Source organism: Arthrobacter sp. ov407 (assembly GCF_900102895.1).
GTDB lineage: Bacteria > Actinomycetota > Actinomycetes > Actinomycetales > Micrococcaceae > Arthrobacter.
In genome coordinates, this window is the sequence record NZ_FNGD01000004.1 from 214,391 (window position 1) to 235,311 (window position 20,921).

The following is a 20,921-nucleotide window of genomic DNA, read 5'->3' on the forward strand; positions in this document are numbered from 1 at the left end:
GCTGGTTCCGGCGGGTAGTCCGTGATAGGCGTCACAACGTCTCGAAGCAGAGATCGTGTCAATGTTCCTGACCGTGATCTCGACCGCCTTGATGCTGTGTTGCCGCAACGACTTCCGGAACCGTGCCCCACTATCGTACCGGCTGCGCGGGGCAGGTCGTGTCAGGCGTACAACCGCGGCGCGTCGAAGAAGGCCACTTCGTAGCCCGAGGACTGCCGGAAAGCCAGCGCCATGGCCTCCCGCTCGCTGTCGGATGCCCGCCGGGCCGCAGAGTCTGTGCACGCGATGGCCTGCCGGGTCGCGGCGGCGAAGTCCTCATCGGCGTAGGTCCGCAGCCACTCGGCATACGGGTGTGCCACGGGGGCGCCGCCGGCAAGGAACTCCCGGTGCAGGGTGGAACCGACCTCGGCGTAGAGCCAGAAGCACGGCAGCGCTGCCGCCACGAGGACCCCGTAGCTGCCGGACACCGAGGCGGCCAGCAGGTGGTCCACGTACGACTTCGTCACCGGTCCCAGGGTGGCTGCAGTGGGGCGGGTGCTGAGCCAGGAACGGTGCAGCTCTGACTCGACCTCCAGGCATGTCTGCGCCGAACGGGCCCAGAACAGCTGCTCGGCCTCGGTGGGGGCGATCGCGGCGGCACGGGCCAGGACCCGGGAGTAGCCGTTGAGGTAGATGGCGTCCTGAGCGAGGTAGTACGCGAACTCGTGCTCGGGCAAGGTCCCGTCGGCCAGTCCGCGAACGAAGTCCAGGGCGTAGATGGCGTCAAGATCGCCCGCGGCCCCTGCGCGCAGGGCTGCGGCGAACTCGCCCTCCGCCGGTCTGTGGCCAGCGCAGTTGTCCTGGAGGTCGTGGAGCTGCTGCACATCGCCACGTTGCTGCATGTGGTGGAAGTGGTGGACCGGGCCGTTTCCGGCGCCGACATCCAGGACCGAGGCTTCGCGGAGCGCGCCCAGCAGCCACGGTTTGACCTCCCGCAACGCCGCTTCCCAGTCCCCCACCCGGGCCTGCACGGTGGCCATGGCCGAGGACAGGGAGCAGCCGGTGCCATGGCTGTTGCGCGTAGCGATCCGCTCCCCCGGCACCACCACCGTTTCCCGGCCGAGCAGTCCCCCGGTATTGACCAGCGCATCCGGGCAGCCGGCGTCGCTTCCGCCCTGGAGGTGTCCGCCCTTGACCAGCACCGTGGTGCCGGCCAGGGCGGCCAGCCGTTTGCCCTGCGCCAGGGCCTCAGCCCAGTCGGCCGCGGCGGGCTCTTTGAGCAGGATGGCGAGTTCGGCGAGGTTCGGCGTGATGAGGTCCGCCAGGGGCAGGAGGGCGTGCAGGGCGGCCTCGGCCGATTCCTGCAGGAGCCGGTCGCCGCTGGTGGCGACCATCACCGGGTCCAGGACGACGACGGCGGGGCGCACCTTTTCCAGCCAGCTGCGGACGGCGTCTATCACGGCGGCGTCGCCGAGCATGCCGATCTTGACGGCGTCGATGCCGATGTCCTCGCTAATGGCGTCCAGTTGCGCCGTGAGGAACGCTGCCGGGGGCACGTGGACGGCGCGCACGCCCTGGGTATTTTGGGCTGTCAGGGCCGTGATGGCGGCCATGCCGTAGCCGCCGTTCGCGGCGATGCTCTTCAGATCGGCCTGGATCCCGGCCCCGCCGGACGGGTCTGAGCCGGCGATGGCCAGCACGCGGGGAATGCGCGGCGGTGCGGACGGGGGCGGCTGAAAATCGCTGGGCGGAAACTCGGACGGATTCGATCTCGCGGACAAGTCAGACATCCCTTCGCCGGTGCTAACCGGACAGGTTCAACGGGTCTGGATCTCAGCCGGCCCGATGGCGGCACCCCGTGTCAGTGTCCCAGCCTAGCCGTTGCCACCCGGCTGCCCCGTTAACGCAGGAGCGGGCCCGGGCCGGAGCGGACGTATTGTTACGCCCGCTCGGGCCCGGACCCGCAGCCCAACCAGTCGAGGAGACCGGTTGGGGAAGCGATCAGTCGCGGAGGACTACAGCTCCGACGCCGGTACGCCGACGCCGAGGATGATCGGCTCGTTGCCGGCCGGGATGGACGCCGGCCTGGCCGCGGCCGGTGCCTTGGCCTCGTGAACCGATCCGGCCGCGGCCGGCCGCGTCGCCTCGCGATGCTCCACGGAGGTCTCGTTCGCTGCGCCCTGGGCGCGGCTGGCGCTCCGGTTGCGGCGCCCGCGGCGGCCACGAGTGGTGTCAGCTGTCCGTGAAGCCGGTGCCTCGGCAGCGCGCACGGCTGCGGGTGCCTGAGTGCCTGTGGACGCCGCCGCCTGGGTGGCGTCCATCCCGGCCGGCTTGCCGGCCTCGGCGTCGCCCAGGTTGGCGAAGGCCTCGGTCAGCAGGTCCAGGGTCAGGGCCGGTTCCGGGGTGTCCTCGGCGTGCTCGACGAAGGGCAGGGCCACCTGCTCACCGCCAAACGTCAGCACGGTCGCGGGGCGTCCCGCTGCCTCTTCCGCGGCAGCGAGCTGCGTGACGGCGTCAACGGCGGCCTGGCGGGCCCCGGCGTCGCTGGCAGCGGCCGCCTCACCGTCGTGCAGGTGCGCGGCGTGCGCCGCGGCGGCGATGTTCGCCAGCGCGGCACGGGTGGCTTCAGCCTTGGCGTGGCGTTCGGCCTCGGTGGGCTCGGCGTGGACGGCTGCGGGTGCGGCCGGCGCGGCCTCCGGGCCCTGGCCTCCCCTGCCGCGGCGACGGCTCTTGCGCTCCGTACGGGCAGCAGGCTGGGCCTCGGCGCGCGGCACATAGTGCTCCGCGGCCACCGTGTTGGCGCGGCGGTGCTCCACCGGCTCGTCGTGGGTGACGATGCCGCGGCCGGCGCAGGTTTCACACTGCTCGCCGAAGACTTCCAGCAGCCCGGTGCCCATCCGCTTGCGGGTCATCTGCACGAGCCCCAGCGAGGTCACCTCGGCCACCTGGTGCTTGGTCCGGTCCCGGCCCAGGCACTCCACCATGCGGCGCAGCACGAGGTCGCGGTTGGATTCGAGCACCATGTCGATGAAGTCGATCACGATGATGCCGCCAATGTCGCGCAGGCGCAGCTGCCGGACGACTTCCTCGGCCGCTTCCAGGTTGTTCTTGGTGACGGTTTCCTCGAGGTTGCCGCCGGAGCCGGTGAACTTGCCGGTGTTGACGTCCACCACGGTCATGGCTTCGGTGCGGTCGATCACGAGGGAACCGCCGGAGGGCAGGAAGACCTTCCGGTCCAGGGCCTTGTGGATCTGCTCGTCGATGCGCCAGGCAGCGAAGATGTCCGTGTCCTTGGTCCACTTCTCGAGCCGGCCCACGAGGTCCGGTGCCACGTAGGTGACGTAGGCCTCGATGGTGTCCCAGGCCTCCTCGCCGGAGACGATCAGCTTGGAGAAGTCCTCGTTGAAGACATCGCGGACCACCTTGATGGTCAGGTCAGGTTCGCCGTAGAGCAGCTCGGGGGCGAGGATCTTGGTGGACGTCGACTGGCCCTCGATGCCCTCCCACTGCGCGCGGAGGCGGTTGATGTCGTGCGTCAGCTCTTCCTCGGAGGCACCCTCGGCCGCGGTGCGGACAATGACGCCCGCGTCCTCGGGCAGGCGGTCCTTGAGGATCCGCTTGAGGCGGTTGCGTTCGACGTCGGGCAGCTTGCGGGAGATGCCGGTCATGGAACCGCCGGGCACGTACACGAGGTAGCGGCCGGGCAGCGAGATCTGGCTGGTGAGACGGGCACCCTTGTGGCCGACCGGGTCCTTGGTGACCTGGACCAGCACGGAGTCGCCGGACTTCAGCGCGTTCTCGATCCGGCGCTGCTTGCCTTCGAGGTTGACGGACTCCCAGTTCACTTCGCCGGCGTAGAGCACGGCGTTGCGGCCGCGGCCGATGTCCACGAAGGCGGCTTCCATGGAGGGCAGCACGTTCTGGACCTTGCCCAGGTAAACGTTGCCGATCAGGGAATCCTGCTGGGTCTTGGACACGAAGTGCTCGGCCAGGACGCCGTCCTCGAGGACGCCGATCTGGATTCTGTCGTCGCGCTGGCGGACGATCATCTGGCGGTCCACGGATTCGCGGCGGGCCAGGAACTCGGCCTCGGTGATGACGGTGCGGCGGCGGCCGGTGTCGCGGGATTCGCGGCGGCGCTGCTTCTTGGCTTCCAGGCGGGTGGAGCCCTTGACGGACGTGACGCGGTTGTTGACCGGCGCCTCGGTCATGGCCCGCGGCGCACGGACGCGGGTCACCGTGTTGGGCGGATCATCGCCTTCCCCGCCGGTCAGTTCCAGGTCCTGGTCTCCGCGGCGACGGCGGCGGCGGCGGCGCGAAGTCACACCGTCGTCGAGGGTTCCCTCGGAGCCTTCGTCGCCCTCGTCCTCGGTGCCTTCGGACTCGGTGTCGGACTCGGCGGACGTGCGGCTGCGACCGCGCCGGCCACGGCTGCGGCGTCGACGGCGGCTGCCGGCGTCCTCATCTTCGTCGCCTTCTTCGTCTTCGGGCTCCGCTTCGGCCGCGCCAACGGGGACCGGACGCACCACGGTGCTGAGGTCGGGCGCCTGGAAGATCACGGAAGTGTGGGCACCCGGTTCCATGAACAGCGACGCGGCCGGGCTTTCCTCGGGCCGGGCTTCCGACTCTTCGGGCTGGGCTTCCGGAGCGGGCGCTTGCGCAGGCTGGGCCGCCGTGGCGGCTTCGGTCGGTTCGGCTTCTTCGGCCGGGACCGCTACTGCGGGTACGTCTTCGGCTTTCGGAGCGGCCTTGGCGCGGCTGGCACGGCGCCGGACCGGCTTGTCTGTGACTTTCTCTGCGACCTTCTCTGAGGCCTTCTCCGTGACTGCGGCTTCGTCGGAACCAGCGGCCGCCGCGGGAGCAACTGCTGCGGCAGGCGCGTTGGCTTCGGTCTCGCCGGCGAAGGCAGGCAGCGGTTCAGGGGCGGCAACAGGCTTACGGGCACGGGTGCGCCGTGCGGGCGCCTTTGCCGGAGTTTCGGGGGCAGCAGCTTCGGGCACAGCAGCTTCGGGGGCAGCAGCTTCGGGCACAGCAGCTTCGGGGGCAGCTTCGACGTCGGCTGCCTTGCGGCGGCGGGTGACGGGCTCATCCGAGCCGGCCGCATCGGCCAGGACCGCGGCTTCAGCCACAGCCTCCGCGGCCGCGGCGGCGTTGACCTTTGCGACGGGCGCCTTCCGGCGGGTCCGGACGGCCCTCTTCGGCGCGACCGGAGCCTCTGCTTCCGCAGTTCCTGCTTCCCCGGCGACTAGTTCTTCGTTACCGGCTACAACCTGGTCATTATCCATATGTGGCGACACTCCTGCCCCTGATGCGCCGCCACATTCGGCGCCCGTTGGGGCAAATATGCGTCAACACCCGCAGGCATTGACAGAAGTCAATTGGATACCCTCAGGTTCGCACCGGCAGTGGGGTGCGGCAGCCCTGGAGGGCCGGCGAGATTGTTTTTGGAACCCGTTGACCTACACGCCACAACCAGGTGCCGTCCAATGGCATTGCGGGACAGCTGGAATCAGAGGATCCGCAGCTCCCTGCTCATCATTGGCGGTCTTGAAACAAAATCGCCGGACCGGAATCCGGATGTGGATCGGGTTCCAGCCACGATCATTGTCTCACAGGAGCCGCCAAAGCTGGCGTAGGCGGGCCCGGAAGTGCAACAGGCGCGGCAGGGCAGGCGCGGCAGAGCCGGGGGCAGAGCTGTTCTGCGGCGCTGCACAGCCTGCGGCGTTACAATCGGGGCCAGAAGCAGACGATCAAAAGGACTCATATTTCATGCCCAGCATCTCCAGCACTGCCGGCGACGCGACCGTGCACCAACCGGGTTCAGGCCCGGCTCCCGCGGACCGGTCCCTTCCCACGATGACCCGCGACCGCCCGTTCGCCTGGCTCCTGCTGATCACCGGCGTCATTGGCTGGCTCGCTTCCGGGGCCCTGGTGCTGGAGAAGCTGGAGGTCCTGAAGGACCCGAACCACGTCACGGTCTGCGACGTGAACCCGTGGATCTCCTGCGGCCAGGTCATGCAGACGCCGCAGAGTTCCGTGTTCGGCTTCCCGAACATGTTCATCGGGATCATCGCCTTCGCCGTGATCATCACCACGGCCATGGGCATCCTGGCCGGCGCCAGATTCGCCCGGTGGTACTGGCTGGGGCTTCAGACCGGCGTAACGCTGGGCTTCGCGTTCGTCGTCTGGCTCTGGTCCCAGGCCCTGTACGCCATCCACATCCTCTGCCCGTTCTGCATGATCGTCTGGGCCGTGATGATCCCGTTGTTCGTCTGGGTGAGCGTCCGCAACATCTCCCACGGCGTGATCCCGCTGCCCGCTGGTCCCACCAAGGTCATCGGCGACTCGGGCTGGATCATCACCGCGCTGCTGTACGTCGCCGTCATCGCGACCATCTTCTTCGCCTTCATCCAGGTCTTCATCGGAACCTCCGGCTACTAGGCGCCCCTAAACGCCGCGGTGACAGATAAGGCCAATGTTCGCGAACGAACATTGGCCTTATCTGTCGCCGCAGTGTCTCTCACCACGGGAGGCTCCCGTCAGGCAAGCCTCTAGAACCAGATCTTGATCTCGCGTTCGGCGGATTCCACCGAATCCGAGCCGTGGACCAAGTTCTGCTGTACCTTCAGGCCCCAGTCGCGGCCGAAGTCGCCGCGGATGGTGCCGGGCGCCGCCGTCGTCGGGTCCGTGGTGCCGGCGAGGATACGGAAGCCCTCAATCACGCGGTGTCCCTCAAAGATCGCGGCGACCACCGGGCCGCTGAGCATGAACTCAACCAGCGGCTCGTAGAACGGCTTGCCGACGTGCTCCTCGTAGTGCTGCTCCAGCAGCTCGCGGTTCGCATCGACCTTCTTGAGCTCGGCCAGGGTGTAGCCCTTGGCTTCGATCCGGCTCAGGATGGCGCCGGACAGGTTGCGGGCGACGCCGTCGGGCTTGATCAGGACGAGGGTGCGCTCAATGCTCACAGCTGCTCCAATGTGTTGGGGTGGGGTTCGGGTCAAGTCTACGGGGTGCGGACCTACGGCCCGGGCCTAGGTTCAGGCGCTGTTTCCGGCGCTGTTTCCGGGCGGGGGGCCCTGGGGGTGGGACGCATCCCAGTCTGCCTGCTCGCGCTCCCGCTGCGCGGCTTCCCGGTCAATCCGGATGCCGGTCCGGATCCCGTACCACCACGCCACGGCGAAGAGCGCCCCAACGAGGTACATGGCAGGCTCCACGAGGCCGGCCAGGATCAGGACGAGCTGCAGGATCCAGCCCAGGGCCACTCCCCACGGCTTCGAGAGGACCGCGCAGGTGAACACGAAGACCAGGCACAGGCCGATTCCAACCGAGAAAACCAGACCCGCAGAATACTCGTTCCGGTGCAGGCCAAAGACGGCCAGTGTCCCGAAGAGCACCACGAAGGCTTCCAGCAACAGGACTGTGGAGGCGAACATGACCTTGGTGGAACGCCGCTTCTTGGGCATGCCCGGGCGCCATTCGCGCTGGGCTTTGGTGAGTTTCGCCATCGCTTACGCGTCCGCCTTTCCGAGCAGGATCCGGGCGTCCGCGACGAGCGTGATGGAGCCGGTCACGAGGACCCCGCCGGCGAGCTCGTCATCGGCTTCGGCGCGTTCCACGGCCCATTCCAGGGCGTCGTCGAGCTTCGCGGCGACATGGATGTTCTCCTCGCCGAAGCCCAGGTCAATGGCGATCTCGGCCAGGTCCTCTGCCGGAACGGCCCGGGGCGAGTTGGACTCGGTGAAGCAGTATTCGGTGGCGAGGCCGCCCAGGGATTCCTTGAGCTGGCGCAGGATCTCCTCGGCGTCCTTTTCCCGCAGGACGCCCACCACCACCACGAGCTTGGTGAAGTTGAAGGCCTCATGGATCGCCTCGGCGGAGACCCGGATGCCCTCCGGGTTGTGGGCCGCGTCCACGATGATGGTCGGCGCGGTGCGGACCACCTCGAGCCGCCCCGGGGAGGTGACCGAGGCGAAGGCCTCCTGCAGGATCTCGGCGTCGATCGCCTTTTCCCCGCCGAAGAACGCTTCCAGCGCGGCAATCGCGACGGCGGCGTTCTCTGCCTGGTGCGCGCCGTGCAGCGGCACCAGCAGGTCCTCGTAGCGGCCGGCGATGCCCTGGATGGTGACCATCTGGCCGCCCACCGCGACGGTGCGGGCTTCGACGCCGAACTCCACGCCCTCGAAGCGGAACGGTACGTTGACCTCCTTGGCCTTCTCCAGCAGGACCTGGGCCGCGTCGACGGGCTGCGCCGCGCTGATGAGGAAGCCGCCGGGCTTGATGATGCCGGCTTTCTCGTAGGCGATGTCCCCGGTGGTGTCGCCCAGCAAATCGGTGTGGTCCAGGGAGATCGGGGTGACCACGGCCACCTGGCCGTCGCCGACGTTGGTGGCGTCGGTGATGCCGCCCAGGCCCACTTCGATCACCGCGACATTGACCGGCTGGTCGGCGAAGACCGCGAAACCCAAGATGGTCAGGCACTCGAAGTAGGTCAGCCGGGGCTGGCCCGCCGCCTCGAGTTCGCTGTCCACGATCTGCAGGTAGGGCCGGATCTCGTCCCAGATCCGGACGAAGGTCTCATCCGGCACAGGGGCGCCGTCGATGCTGATCCGTTCGGTGACCTTGGACAGGTGCGGGCTCGTGTACCGGCCGGTGCTCAGGCCGTGGGCGCGCAGCCCGGCCTCGATCATCCGGGCAGTGGACGTCTTGCCGTTGGTGCCGGTGATGTGGATGATCGGGAAAGCCTTGTTCGGCTCCCCCAGGATTTCCATGGCCCGGTGCAGCGGGGCGAGCCGCGGCTCCATCTTGTTTTCCGGCGCCCGCCCCAGGAGCTCGGCGTAGACGCTTTCTACGGAGAATTCGTCGGTCATGGCTTAGGCCTTTACTTTCTTAGCAACACTGACCTGCGGTTCCTTGACGTCGGCCGCCAGGGTTTCCAGCTCGATGGTCAGGGTTTCGGTCTTGACGAGCTCCGCGTTGGCCAGTAGGGCTTCGACGACGTCCTGCTTGGCCGTGACGGAGGTGCTGATCCGGTCGCTGACATTGAGTCCGGCGTCCTTGCGGGCCTGCTGGATGGCGCGGACCATGTCACGGGCCAGGCCCTCCGCCTCCAGTTCCGGGGTGACCTCGATGTTGAGGACCACGAAGCCGCCGCCGGGAAGCAATGCGGCCGCCCTCGTGGCAGGACCGGCTCCGGCGCCCTCTGCGGCTTCAGCCACGACGGTTTCCAGGGTGTATTCCTGCGGTTCGAGTTCGAGGCCGCCGGCGGTGACCACCCCGGCGTCGTTGACCGACCAGTCGCCGGACTTGGAGCCCTTGATGGCCTGCTGGACGTTCTTGCCAAGGCGCGGGCCGGCGGCCCGGGCGTTGACCACGAGCTTCTGCTCGATGCCGAACTCCTCCGGGGATGCGCTTTCGGCGTCGAGCAGGCGGACCGAGCGCAGGTTCAGTTCATCGGCGACGACGGCGGCAAAGCCTCCCAGCGCGTCCGCGCCGGGTGCCACGACGGTGAGTTCCTGCAGCGGCAGGCGCACGCGCAGGTTCGCGGCCTTGCGCAGCGAGGAGCCGGTGGAGCAGATCTGCTGCACGCGGTCCATGGCCTCGACCAGTTCCGGGTTGGCCGGGAACAGTCCGGCGTCCGGCCAGTCGGCCAGGTGCACGGAGCGGCCCCCGGTGAGGCCGCGCCAGATCTCCTCGGAGACCAGCGGCAGCAGCGAGGCGGCCACGCGGGAGACGGTTTCCAGCGCGGTGTAGAGCGCGTCGAAGGCGTCAACACTCTCATCGAAGAAGCGCTGGCGGCTGCGGCGGACGTACCAGTTGGTGAGCATGTCCAGGTAGCCGCGGAGTTCGTCGCAGGCGCCGGAGATGTCATAGCTGTCCAGCTGGGCGGTCATGTTCCGGACGAGTTCCCCGGTGTTGGCCATCAGGTACTGGTCCAGGGTGTCGGCGTAGCCGTCGTAGCGGAGCTTCGCGTCGTACCCGGAGCCGCCGTCGGCTGCGTTCGTGTACAGCGTGAAGAAGCTGTACACGTTCCACAGCGGCAGGATGACTTGGCGGACGCCGTCGCGGATTCCCTGCTCGGTGACCACGAGGTTGCCGCCGCGCAGGATCGGGCTGGACATCAGGAACCAGCGCATGGCGTCGGAGCCGTCACGGTCCAGGACCTCGGAGACGTCCGGGTAGTTCTGCAGGCTCTTGGACATCTTCTGCCCGTCCGAGCCCAGCACGATGCCGTGGCTGATGACGTTGCGGAAGGCCGGGCGGTCGAACAGTGCCGTGGAGAGGATGTGGAGCATGTAGAACCAGCCGCGGGTCTGGCCGATGTACTCGACGATGAAGTCCGCCGGGTTGTGGGTGTCGAACCATTCCTCGTTCTGGAACGGGTAGTGCACCTGGCCGTAGGGCATGGAACCGGAGTCGAACCAGACGTCCAGGACGTCCTCGACCCGGCGCATGACGGACTGGCCCTCTTCCGGGGTGCGGGGGTCATCCGGGTTCGGGCGCGTGAGCTCGTCGATGAACGGCCGGTGCAGGTCCACCTGGCCCTCGTTGTTCAGCGGCAGGCGGCCGAAGTCGGCCTCGATCTCGGCCAGGGAGCCGTAGACGTCGGTGCGAGGGTAGTCGGGGTCCGTGGACTGCCAGACCGGGATGGGGCTGCCCCAGTAGCGGTTCCGGCTGATGGACCAGTCGCGGGCGTTGGCGAGCCACTTGCCGAACTGGCCGTCCTTGACGTTGCCCGGGATCCAGTTGATGTCCTGGTTGAGCTCGGACATGCGGTCCTTGAACTTGGTGACCTCGACGTACCAGGAGGACACGGCGCGGTAGATCAGCGGGTTGCGGCAGCGCCAGCAGTGCGGGTAGCTGTGCTCGTAGCTGGCCTGGCGGACCAGGCGGCCCTGGGCGCGGAGCACCTGGGTGATGGGCTTGTTGGCATCGAACACCTGCAGTCCGGCGATCTCGGCGAGGTCGCCGTGGCCGAAGAGCGGGAGGAACTTTGCGCCTTCGTCGACCGAGAGGACCACCGGGATGCCGGCCTCTTCACAGATTTTCTGGTCGTCTTCGCCGTAGGCGGGGGCCTGGTGGACGATGCCGGTGCCGTCGGTGGTGGTGACGTAGTCGGCTTCGAGGAAGCGCCAGGCGTTCTCGGTGCCGTACTTTTCGGCGTCGTGGAAGTAGTCCCAGAGCGGCTCGTAGCTCAGGCCGTCGAGCTCGGCGCCGGTGTGGCGGGAGGTGATGGCGGCTTCCGCGGCGGCGGCGCCCTCGGCCCCGTCGCCGTAGCCGAGGTCCTTGGCGTAGGCGCCCAGGAGGTCAGCGGCGAGCAGGAAGCTGCCCGTGACGGGCGCTTCGGCGGACGCGGCCTTGATCCCGTGCGGGCCGGCCGGCAGGACCACGTAGGTGATGGCGGGCCCGACGGCGAGCGCCAGGTTGGTGGGCAGCGTCCAGGGCGTGGTGGTCCAGGCGAGCGCCTGCACCCCGGCGAGCTGCCTGGACAGCTCCGACTCCCCCGCCGTGATGGGGAAGGTGACCGTGACGGTCTGGTCCTGGCGGTTCTTGTAGACGTCGTCGTCCATGCGCAGCTCATGGTTGGACAGCGGAGTCTCGTCCTTCCAGCAGTACGGCAGGACGCGGTAGCCGTTGTAGGTCAGGCCCTTTTCGTGCAGCTGCTTGAAGGCCCACAGCACGGACTCCATGTACTCGACGTTGAGCGTCTTGTAGTCGTTCTCGAAGTCCACCCAGCGCGCCTGGCGGGTGACGTAGCTCTTCCACTCGTCGGCGTACTTCATGACGGAGGCGCGGCAGGCATCGTTGAACTTGTCGATGCCCATGGCCTCGATCTGGGTCTTGTCCGTCATGCCCAGCTGCTTCATGGCTTCCAGCTCGGCCGGGAGGCCGTGGGTGTCCCAGCCGAAGCGGCGCTCCACCCGACGCCCGCGCTGGGTCTGGTAGCGACCCACGAGGTCCTTGGCGTAGCCGGTCAGGAGGTGGCCGTAGTGCGGCAGGCCGTTGGCGAAGGGCGGACCGTCGTAGAAGACGAAATCGTTGGACCCGTCTTGACCGGCGTCACGCTGGTCGATGCTGGCCTGGAAAGTGCCGTCCTGGTCCCAGTACTTGAGGATGCGCTCTTCGATCTCCGGGAACTTCACGGAGGCGGACACACCGGAGGTGTTGGAACCGGTGGTGGTGGAACCGGCGCCTGCGGGTGCGGCGGAGGCCTTGGGGTAGTAAGTCATCTCGACATCCTGGGTTGAGCGGCGAACACATGTATTCATTCAGGATGCGAGGACGGCCCCTGCACTGTCTTTCGACAACACCGGCACCGCGGTACCACCTCACTTACCGCCGCCGGTCCGCACCCTTTCGAGAAAGGGGCTGCTCCGGCGTCGGCCGCTCATTACTGCTGTGACGGGCTTACCCGTCCGGTTCTACTGGCCCTGGCATGCGCTGTGGCGACTGAGTCTCCACCGTACGCAAGGGTGTTCTTCCGGAAGCTCACCGGTGATGGCCGGGTCAAAGCTGCTAAGTCGATGGTACCGGAGAAAATACGGCGTTTCACAGCGAGGCAACTCAACTGTCAGGGGCGACGCTGGCGGCCCGACTGCATAGACTGCTGCCATGACCGTCCCCCGGCCGCCTCGGGCAGACCCGTGAAGAGCCGCAGCTCAAGCCGCCGCTGGCACTTCTCCTCTGCCCTCTGCGCCGCGCCCGTGGCGGTGGTGTCCGTCTTCCGGGCGGTCCCGGCGCCGTGGCCGGCCCCTGTGGTCCAGCTCGTGGCCTTCACACCCTGGTTCGTGCTCCCCGCCGGCGCGGCCCTGGTGCTGGCGCTGCCGGCACGGCGTCCCTGGGCGGCCCTCCCGGCCGCCGCCCTCCTGGCCCTCCAGCTGCTCTGGCTGTTCCCGCCGGACCGGGTTGCGGACCGGCTCCTGACCCGGCAGGCGGCGGAACTGAAGGTCATGACCCTCAACGCCTGGAAGGGCCAGGCGGATGCCGCGGAGGTGGTTCGGCTGGTGCGCGAAAACGGCGTCGGACTCCTTGCCGTCCAGGAACTCTCCCCGGCCCTGGAAAGACGGCTGGATGCGGAGGGGTTGGGCGCGTTGCTTCCGCACCGGATCAGCCGCACGAGGGACGGCGCGGGCGGCGGCGGCGTGTACTCCTCCCGCCCGATCGTTGCGGTGGACTCCGTGAGCGGTTCCGCCTTCCATATGCCCACGGTGCAGCTGGAGCTCGACGCCGGCGGCCGGACGGCCTCCCTCACCGTGACCAACGTGCACACCAAGGCTCCCGTGTGGGGCCGGGCCGGGCAGTGGCGGAGCGAATTGGCCGCCCTGGGCCGCCTGGCCGCCCGTCCCGGCAACGCGCTGCTGCTGGGTGACTTCAACGCCACCCTCGACCACGCCGAGTTCCGCCAAATCCTGGAGGGGCCCGCCGGGGCAGGCACTGACGGTACCGGATTCGGCGGCCCCCTCGTCGACGCCGGGGCCGCGGCCCTGGCCCGCCTGGTTCCGACCTGGCCCATGGACGGCCCGCCGCTGCCGGGCGTGGTGATCGACCACATCGTGACCGGCCCGCAGGTGCGCAGCCGCGGTTATTCGGTGTTGCCGGTGGCCGGGTCGGACCACGCGGCCGTTCTGGCCACGCTGTCCGTCCCGGCGGAGGATTAGCTGCGCGGCAGTTTCATGCCGGACTCGGCCATCACGTCCCGGAGCCGGTTCGGGTAGTCCGTGATCAGGCCATCCACTCCGGCACTGATGAGCGCGCGCATGGTGGGCTTGTCGTCAACGGTCCACGGAATGACCTGCATGCCTGCCGCATGGGCACGGCGGACCATGTCGGCGGTGACGTAAGGAACATAGCCCGGATCTGTCACGGCGCCGTTCTGCGGCGTGCCGTGCACCGGGGAGATGGCGTCGAAGCCAAGGGAGGACGCTGCGGCGACGATGTCACCGCCGAAGTCATCGGCGTCGATTCCGCCCAGCCACGGCGACTTGCCGGGCTGGCCTGCCTGGAGGAAGTCCTTGTTGGTCAGGGCCACGGTGCGGATCTGGGGATCGCGCTGTTGGACCAGGCGCAGCGAACCCCAATCGAAGCTCTCAATCGAGACACGGCTCTGCATGTGGGCGGCCTTGATTTCGCGGAGCGCGACGTCGACGAACTGCTCGCGCGGGGCGGTTTCCTGCGGCGCGCCTGCCTCCACCTTGGTTTCGATGTTGAACTTCGCCTGGCTGGCGTGGTGAGAGTCCGCCAACGCGAAGACCTCGGCCAGCGTGGGCATCTTTGCGCCCGGCGAGGCCGCCTGGCCAGGGAAATCGGGAAGCGTGAGGCTGCCGCAGTCCAGGCTGCGGACCTGCGCGAACGTCAGGTCCTTGACGTACTTGCCGACGTAGGGGAACTGGGGGTCGTTCGGCGTGACGGGAGCTGTGTCCAGGCACTTCTGGCCGCTGATTTTGCGGTCGTGGGTGATGACCTCGTGGCCGTCCTTGGTGATCTGGAGGTCAAGCTCGAGGGTGGAGACGCCGGTCTCGATTCCCTTGGCGAAGGACGCCAGCGTTGACTCGACAGTCAAGCCGATGCCGCCGCGGTGGGCCTGGAGATCGAAGTGGTTGTCCTGGCCGTTGGCGTTCGTGTCGGCCGCGTGGGCCTGGGCCGCGTTTGCTTGGGCTGACGTGGCGAGGAGCAGGGCTGCGCTGAGTACGGCAGCGCCGAGCTTCGTCGGGGTTCGCATGGGAAAGTTCTCCACTCTGGTGGTGTGCAGTTGCACGGGCCACCTTGCCCCGCCGCGGCCAACTCCGGACCAGCGCAACCTGACCAGCGCACCACGCCAGAGTGAACGTCCGGGGTCGCCGCCGGACGCCCCAGCCCTGGGCCTGAGGGCTGGGGCCCGGGCCTTACTGGCTCTTGCGGATCAGCTTGTAGTTGGCCGCCTGCGCCACCGGGCGGATCACGATCTGGTCCAGGTTGATGTGGTGCGGCGCCACGACGGCGTAGCGGACCACGTCGGCGACGTCGGCGGCCGTCAGTGGCTTCTCGACTCCCTGATAGACCTTGGCCGCCGCGTCCTGGTCACCGAGGCGGTTCAGGGCGAACTCCTCGGTCTGCACCAGGCCGGGGGCCACCTCGATCACGCGGAGGTTGTGCTCGGCCTCTTCCAGCCGCAGGGCGCCGGTCAGGGCGTGCTGGGCGAACTTGGCCGCGTTGTAGCCGCCGCCGCCCTCGTAGGCCGAGAGCCCGGCGGTGGAGGTCAGGTTCAGCACGGTGCCCTCGCCGCAGGCACGCAGCATGGGCAGGAACGCGCGGATCAGCTTCATGCTGCCCAGCACGTTGACCTGGAACATCCATTCCCAGTCCTCGGTCTTGGCCCCGGCAACCTTGTCGGCGCCGCGGGCGCCGCCCGCGATGTTGATCAGCGTGTCGATGCCGCCGGCCCGGGTCACCTCGTCGAGCAGCCGGGCCACATCGGCGTCGTCGGTCACGTCGGCGGGAAGGGCGACGGCGCCGGTTTCGGCGGCGAGCGCCTCGAGCCGGTCGGCGCGGCGGGCGACGGCGAACACGGTCCAGTCTTCCTTGCGGAGCGCACGCACCGTGGCCTCGCCGATTCCGGTGCTGGCGCCGGTGACTACTGCTGCTTTGACTACTTTTGCGGTGACTACTTCTGCGCTGTTGTGGATTCCCTCAGTCATGGCACCACCCTAACGGCAACGCCGGGCTCATTTCCTACTGTTGCTGCCGTGCTCCAGGAACTCCTTCAGCACCAGGGCATGGTTGGTCTCCGGGTCCCGCGCACCGAACAGCAGCGTCACCTTCCCGTGCTCCGCCGCGAGTCCATACAAAGTCTGCACGGCGGGGTTGGCGTCCAATTCCGCTTCGTAGGCCGCCCGGAAGTCCGCGAACCTTTCCTGCATGTGCCCGAATTCCTTGCGCAGCGGCGGGGACGGCGCCACGTCCTTGAGCCAGAGCTCCAGTTGGGCCTTTTCCTTGCTGACTCCCCGCGGCCAGAGCCGGTCCACCAGAACCCGGCAGCCGTCGTCGTCGGACGGGTCATCGTAGATGCGCTTGATCGCGAAAGTTCCGGCAGATTTCTCCATACTGCTGGACACTATTGCAGTGTTTTGCCGTGGACGAGCCCGATTCTGCGAAACGAAGTGAAAAGAACTGCAAGAATTGACCCATGGCTGAAGACAATCAGGGTACAGACACGCCCACCACCGCCCCCATCAACGTTCCGGACAAGCCCGCCCTGGAGGGGTTGGAAGACGCGCTCACGCAGCGCTGGCTTGACGAAGGGACCTACAAGTTCAACCCGGACACCACCCGGGAGCAGGTCTACTCGATCGACACTCCCCCGCCCACGGCATCGGGATCCCTCCACGTCGGGCACATGTTCTCCTACACCCAGACCGACGTCCTGGCGCGCTACCAGCGCATGACCGGCAAGAATGTCTTCTACCCCATGGGCTGGGACGACAACGGCCTGCCCACCGAGCGCCGCGTGCAGAACTACTACGGCGTGCGCTGCGACCCCACCGTCACCTACGACGCCGGCTACCGCCCCCCGGCCGAGCCCGCCAAGAACCAGCGCGACTTCGACGTGATCTCCCGCCGGAATTTCATCGAGTTGTGCGAAGAGCTCGCGGTCGAGGACGAGAAGGTCTTCGAGCACCTCTTCCAGACCTTGGGCCTGTCCGTGGACTGGGACCTGACCTACCGGACCATCGATGACAAGTCCCGGGCCATCTCGCAGCGTGCCTTCCTGGCCAACCTGGCCGCCGGCGACGCGTACATGGCCGAGGCGCCCACCCTGTGGGATGTCACTTTCCGCACCGCGGTGGCCCAGGCCGAACTTGAGGACCGCGAAGTCGCGGGCGCTTACTACCGCTACCCGTTCTTCACCGAAGACGGCGAGAAGATTTACATCGAGACCACCCGCCCGGAGCTGCTGGCCGCCTGCGCCGCGCTCGTGGCGAACCCCGACGACGAGCGCTACAAGCCGCTGTTCGGCAAGAAGGTCACCTCTCCCCTGTTCGGTGTCGAGGTAGAGGTCAAGGCCCACCCGCTCGCCAAGGCGGACAAGGGCTCCGGCGCTGCCATGGTCTGCACCTTCGGCGACCTCACCGACGTCACCTGGTGGCGTGAACTGCAGCTGCCCACTCGCGCGATCGTGGGCCGCGACGGCCGCATCATGGGCGAGACCCCGGAGTGGATCACCACCGAAGAAGGCCGCGCCAACTTCGCGGCCATCGCCGGCAAGACAGTGTTCAGCGCCAAGGAAGGCATGGTGGAGCTCCTGGCCGCCGCGGAACTGCTCGACGGTGAGCCCAAGAAGATCATGCACCCCGTGAACTTCTTCGAGAAGGGCGACAAGCCCCTCGAGGTCGTCACCTCGCGCCAGTGGTACATCCGCAACGGCGGCCGCGACGAGGACCGCCGCGAAAGCCTGATCGGCCGCGGCAACGAGATCGAGTTCCACCCCGCCTTCATGCGCTCCCGCTACGAGAACTGGATCTCCGGGCTCAACGGCGACTGGCTCGTGTCCCGCCAGCGCTTCTTCGGCGTGCCGGTACCGGTCTGGTACCCCTTGGATGCCGACGGCAACCCCGAATACGACGCCCCGATCGTGCCGTCCGACGCGCAGCTTCCCGTGGACCCCGCGGCGGATGCCGCCCCGGGCTACGAAGAAGCCCAGCGCGATGTGCCGGGCGGTTTCACCGGCGACGCGGACGTCCTCGACACCTGGGCCACGTCCTCCCTGACCCCGCAGATTGTGGGCGGCTGGAGCACCGACGAGGCACTCTTCGCCAAGGTCTACCCCTTCGACGTGCGCCCGCAGGGGCACGACATCATCCGGACCTGGCTGTTCTCCTCCGCCGTCCGCGCCGACGCGCTGCAGAAGGCCGCACCGTGGAAGCATGCTGCCATCTCCGGCTGGATCCTGGACCCGGACCGCAAGAAGATGTCCAAGTCCAAGGGCAACGTCATTGTGCCCACCGATGTGCTCGAGGAGTACGGCTCGGACGCGGTGCGCTACTGGGCGGCCTCGGCCAAACTCGGCGCGGACACCGCCTACGAGATCGCGCAGATGAAGATCGGCCGCCGCCTGGCCATCAAGCTGCTCAACGCCTCCAAGTTTGTCCTGAACCTGGGCGCCACCGAGGACTCCGTCGTTTCCGGCGACGTGTCCGTGCTGAGCAACCCGCTGGATCGCGCGGTCCTTGCCCAGCTCGCCGACGTTGTCGCACAGGCCACCAAGGCGTTCGAGGGCTACGACTACGCCCGGGCCCTGCAGATCACCGAGAGCTTCTTCTGGAACTTCACGGACGACTACGTGGAGCTCATCAAGGACCGCGCCTATGGTGCGGCCGGCGAGGAGCAGCAGGCATCCGTGCTGGCTGCGCTCGCGACGAGCCTGGACACCCTCCTGCGGCTCTTCGCGCCGTTCCTGCCGTTCGCCACGGAGGAGGTCTGGAGCTGGTGGCGCACCGGTTCCGTGCACCGCGCCCAGTGGCCGTCCGCCGTCGCGGTCGACGGCGACACGACCCTCCTGGCCACGGTCGGCACCGCGCTCAGCGGCATCCGCAAGGCCAAGTCCGAGGCCAAGGTCAAGCAGCGCACCGAGGTGCTGTCCGCGACGATCACGGCCTCAGAATCCCTCACCACGCAGCTGAAGGCCGGCCTCGCCGACCTCAAGGCGGCCGCCAACGCGCGTGAACTGGCGCTTGTCGCCGGCGAGGGCGAACTGGCCGTGAGCGACGTCGTACTGGCTCCGGCTGAGCCGCCTGCCCAGGCGTAAATCAGGAAACTGACGAGGGCGCCGTGCCAGGGAAACCTGGCCGGCGCCCTCGCGCGTCCCCGGGTCAGCGCGTCCGCCGGGTCAGTGCCCGGCCGCCCGGTCCTCGGATTGGCTGATCGCCCAGGCCGCGTTGACGAGGCCGATGTGGCTGAACGCCTGCGGGAAGTTGCCCAGCAGCTCGCTGCTGTCCGGGGCGACCTCTTCGGCCATCAGGCCCAGGTCCGTGGCGAAGGCGGCGGCCCGTTCGAAGACGGCGCGGGCGCGTTGAGTGCGTCCGGCCAGGGCAAGGGCGTGCGCCAGCCAGAAGGTGCACAGCAGGAACGTACCCTCCTCCCCTGCCATGCCGTCGTCGGCCACGTAGCGGTACACGAGCCCGCGAGGGTCCGTGAGCCGCTCCTCGATCGCCTCAATCGTGGCGAGCATGCCGGGATCGTCCGCCGGCAGGAAACCCACCATGGCGAGCATCAGGGCCGACGCATCGAGGTCCTCGGAACCGTACGCCTGGGTGTAGGCGTTCGCCGCCCCGCTCCATCCCTCGGTGCGGATGGACGCCGCAATCGCGTCCCGCGCCTCGGCCCAGCGCGGAATCTTTTCCGTTGACTGCAGGATTCCGGCGAGCGAGATGGCGCGGTCCACGGCGACCCAGCACATCAGCTTGGAGTGCAGGTAGTGGCGCGGCTCCCCGCGGACTTCCCAGATGCCGTGATCGGCGGACCGCCAGCGCGCGGCGGCCGTGTCCGCGGCGTCGGCCAGGAACCTCCGTGTCTCCGGTGCCAGCTCCGCGAGAAACTCCGGAAAGGTCGCGGCGGCGTCGAGAAGCTCGCCGTAGACGTCGAGCTGGCGCTGGTTCCAGGCGCCGTTGCCCACCCGGACCGGCGAGCTGGCGCGCCAGCCCGGCAGGTGGCCGAGCTCGCGTTCGGGGAGTTCGCGCTCCCCGCCGATGCCGAACATGATCTGCAGTTCCTCGCCGGCGGCCAGCTGGCTGGCGGCCGCGGCGGCCAGGAACTGGAAGAACTTCCCGGCCTCGTCCGGGCAGGCCGCCACCCAGAGTGCCTGCAGGGTCATGCTGGCGTCCCGGATCCAGCTGTAGCGGTAGTCCCAATTGCGTGTGCCGCCGGCCACCTCCGGCAGCGACGTGGTCGGGGCGGCCACAATGGCGCCGCTCGGGTAGTAGGTCAGCGCCTGCAGAATCCTTCCGCTGCCTGCCACCTGGTCCTGCCACGGGCCGCGGTAGTTCTGGTGCATTCCGGACCAACTGGTCCAGCCCTGCACGGTGTCCTCGAGCCTGCGTGAAATCTCAGCCTGGCTCCAGAACACCGGGGCGCCGCTCCCGCCGGGCTCTGAGTCGCGGCTCTGGGAGTCGCGGGTCTGGGAGTGGAGGGCAAAGCCGGCAACCTCTCCGGCGCGGAGGGTCAGGCGTGCGTGCGCGGTATCGGTGCTGGTCTCGGAGCTGAGCTGGAACGGTGCCGGTGTCGAGAGCGACAGGACCACATCCCCCGCACTGATCAGGATCCCGCCGTCGGCGCCGCGGAGCAGGGACCAGGTGAGCAGTGGCTTGGTGAGGCCGTAGTCGGGTCGTGCGCTGAGGACGATGTCGACGTCGACGGTGCCCTGCGTGCAGGACACCTGGCGCAGGAGGGTGCCCGGGGAGTCCGCACCGAGCTCGTGGCCGCGCCTGCCCTCCCCTAGGGCGAGGGCATCCGTGACGGTCACGGACCCCCCGGCGGTGGTGTGGGTGGTTTCCAGGACCAACGTGGGTCCGAGGTAGCGCCGGGTCGAGGAGTGGGCGCCGGCGGGCCGGATCGACCAGAATCCCGCTTCCGGGCCGAGGATCCGTCCGAACACCGAGGGGCTGTCGAAACGGGGGAAACAGAGCCAGTCCACGGAGCCGGCGGCACTGACCAGCGCACCGGAGCAGCAGTCGGATAAGAGGGCGTAGTCCGCGATGGGTTCACTGCCCTGGACACTCGTCTGCAGACTGCTCTGGACGCTACTCATGGGCACACTCTGACCAGTTTTTGGGCAAAGGGGAAGCCCCATCAGCGTTAGCCGTTGGTGGGGCTTCGACTTTTCGATTGTCACGTGACGTCTTAGACAATCTGGCGGGATCCTTAGACTTTCAGGTCTTCCTACCTCGTCACTGGTAGCCATCATCTGACTTTGC

At 68.2% G+C, this 20,921-nt stretch carries 13 protein-coding genes and 1 riboswitch; of the genes, 3 read left to right on the forward strand and 10 right to left on the reverse strand.

From position 1 onward, the window contains the following. Window positions 1–161: 161 nt before the first annotated feature. Entirely contained in the window at window positions 162–1,769 is a 1,608-nt protein-coding gene (locus tag BLS42_RS06945; protein WP_256336315.1) for a bifunctional hydroxymethylpyrimidine kinase/phosphomethylpyrimidine kinase, read from the reverse strand. Further along, window positions 1,752–1,848: riboswitch (TPP riboswitch) on the reverse strand. It overlaps the preceding gene by 18 nt. A gap of 146 nt (window positions 1,849–1,994) precedes the next feature. Continuing rightward, on the reverse strand, window positions 1,995–5,264 hold the full coding sequence (locus BLS42_RS06950; protein WP_090578490.1) for an Rne/Rng family ribonuclease: 3,270 nt from the start codon (window positions 5,262–5,264) through the stop codon (window positions 1,995–1,997). A 484-nt stretch (window positions 5,265–5,748) separates the two neighbouring features. Here BLS42_RS06950 and BLS42_RS06955 point away from each other — a divergent pair, with 484 nt between their 5' ends. After that, window positions 5,749–6,420: a vitamin K epoxide reductase family protein gene (locus BLS42_RS06955; RefSeq protein ID WP_090578493.1), complete on the forward strand. Its 672-nt coding sequence runs from the start codon at window positions 5,749–5,751 to the stop codon at window positions 6,418–6,420. A gap of 110 nt (window positions 6,421–6,530) precedes the next feature. Here BLS42_RS06955 and ndk read toward each other — a convergent pair whose 3' ends face one another. The 4 genes from ndk to ileS all read right to left on the reverse strand — a co-directional run bounded on the left by ndk (window position 6,531) and on the right by ileS (window position 12,206). Continuing rightward, window positions 6,531–6,944 carry a nucleoside-diphosphate kinase gene (gene ndk, locus BLS42_RS06960; RefSeq protein ID WP_090578496.1) on the reverse strand — a complete coding sequence of 138 codons (414 nt, stop codon included), beginning with the start codon at window positions 6,942–6,944 and terminating at the stop codon, window positions 6,531–6,533. A gap of 72 nt (window positions 6,945–7,016) precedes the next feature. Further along, a complete protein-coding gene (locus BLS42_RS06965; protein ID WP_090578499.1) occupies window positions 7,017–7,484 on the reverse strand; it encodes a DUF4233 domain-containing protein in 468 nt (155 codons plus the stop codon). Between the two features lie 3 nt (window positions 7,485–7,487). Further along, window positions 7,488–8,846, reverse strand: coding sequence for a bifunctional folylpolyglutamate synthase/dihydrofolate synthase (locus BLS42_RS06970; protein WP_090578502.1), 1,359 nt, complete (start codon window positions 8,844–8,846; stop codon window positions 7,488–7,490). A gap of 3 nt (window positions 8,847–8,849) precedes the next feature. After that, window positions 8,850–12,206, reverse strand: coding sequence for an isoleucine--tRNA ligase (ileS, locus tag BLS42_RS06975; protein WP_090578505.1), 3,357 nt, complete (start codon window positions 12,204–12,206; stop codon window positions 8,850–8,852). Window positions 12,207–12,620: 414 nt separating this feature from the next. Between ileS and BLS42_RS06980 the strand changes: the two genes are divergently transcribed. Next, window positions 12,621–13,634, forward strand: a complete 1,014-nt coding sequence (locus BLS42_RS06980; protein ID WP_256336316.1) for an endonuclease/exonuclease/phosphatase family protein — start codon at window positions 12,621–12,623, stop codon at window positions 13,632–13,634. Here the strand turns inward: BLS42_RS06980 and BLS42_RS06985 are convergent. From BLS42_RS06985 to BLS42_RS06995, 3 genes are all read right to left on the reverse strand, one after another. Further along, on the reverse strand, window positions 13,631–14,695 hold the full coding sequence (locus BLS42_RS06985; protein WP_090578508.1) for a glycerophosphodiester phosphodiesterase: 1,065 nt from the start codon (window positions 14,693–14,695) through the stop codon (window positions 13,631–13,633). The genes BLS42_RS06980 and BLS42_RS06985 overlap by 4 nt on opposite strands. A 163-nt stretch (window positions 14,696–14,858) precedes the next feature. Continuing rightward, window positions 14,859–15,650: an SDR family oxidoreductase gene (locus BLS42_RS06990; protein WP_090578511.1), complete on the reverse strand. Its 792-nt coding sequence runs from the start codon at window positions 15,648–15,650 to the stop codon at window positions 14,859–14,861. Between the two features lie 27 nt (window positions 15,651–15,677). Continuing rightward, complete coding sequence (locus BLS42_RS06995; protein ID WP_090578514.1) at window positions 15,678–16,055, reverse strand: DUF488 domain-containing protein; 378 nt, start codon at window positions 16,053–16,055, stop codon at window positions 15,678–15,680. Window positions 16,056–16,138: 83 nt separating this feature from the next. On the opposite strand from BLS42_RS06995, the gene valS reads away from it, so the two are divergent. After that, entirely contained in the window at window positions 16,139–18,757 is a 2,619-nt protein-coding gene (gene valS, locus BLS42_RS07000) for a valine--tRNA ligase (protein WP_090578517.1), read from the forward strand. A gap of 81 nt (window positions 18,758–18,838) precedes the next feature. Here valS and BLS42_RS07005 read toward each other — a convergent pair whose 3' ends face one another. Continuing rightward, a complete protein-coding gene (locus BLS42_RS07005; protein ID WP_090578520.1) occupies window positions 18,839–20,755 on the reverse strand; it encodes a glycoside hydrolase family 15 protein in 1,917 nt (638 codons plus the stop codon). Window positions 20,756–20,921: the final 166 nt, after the last annotated feature.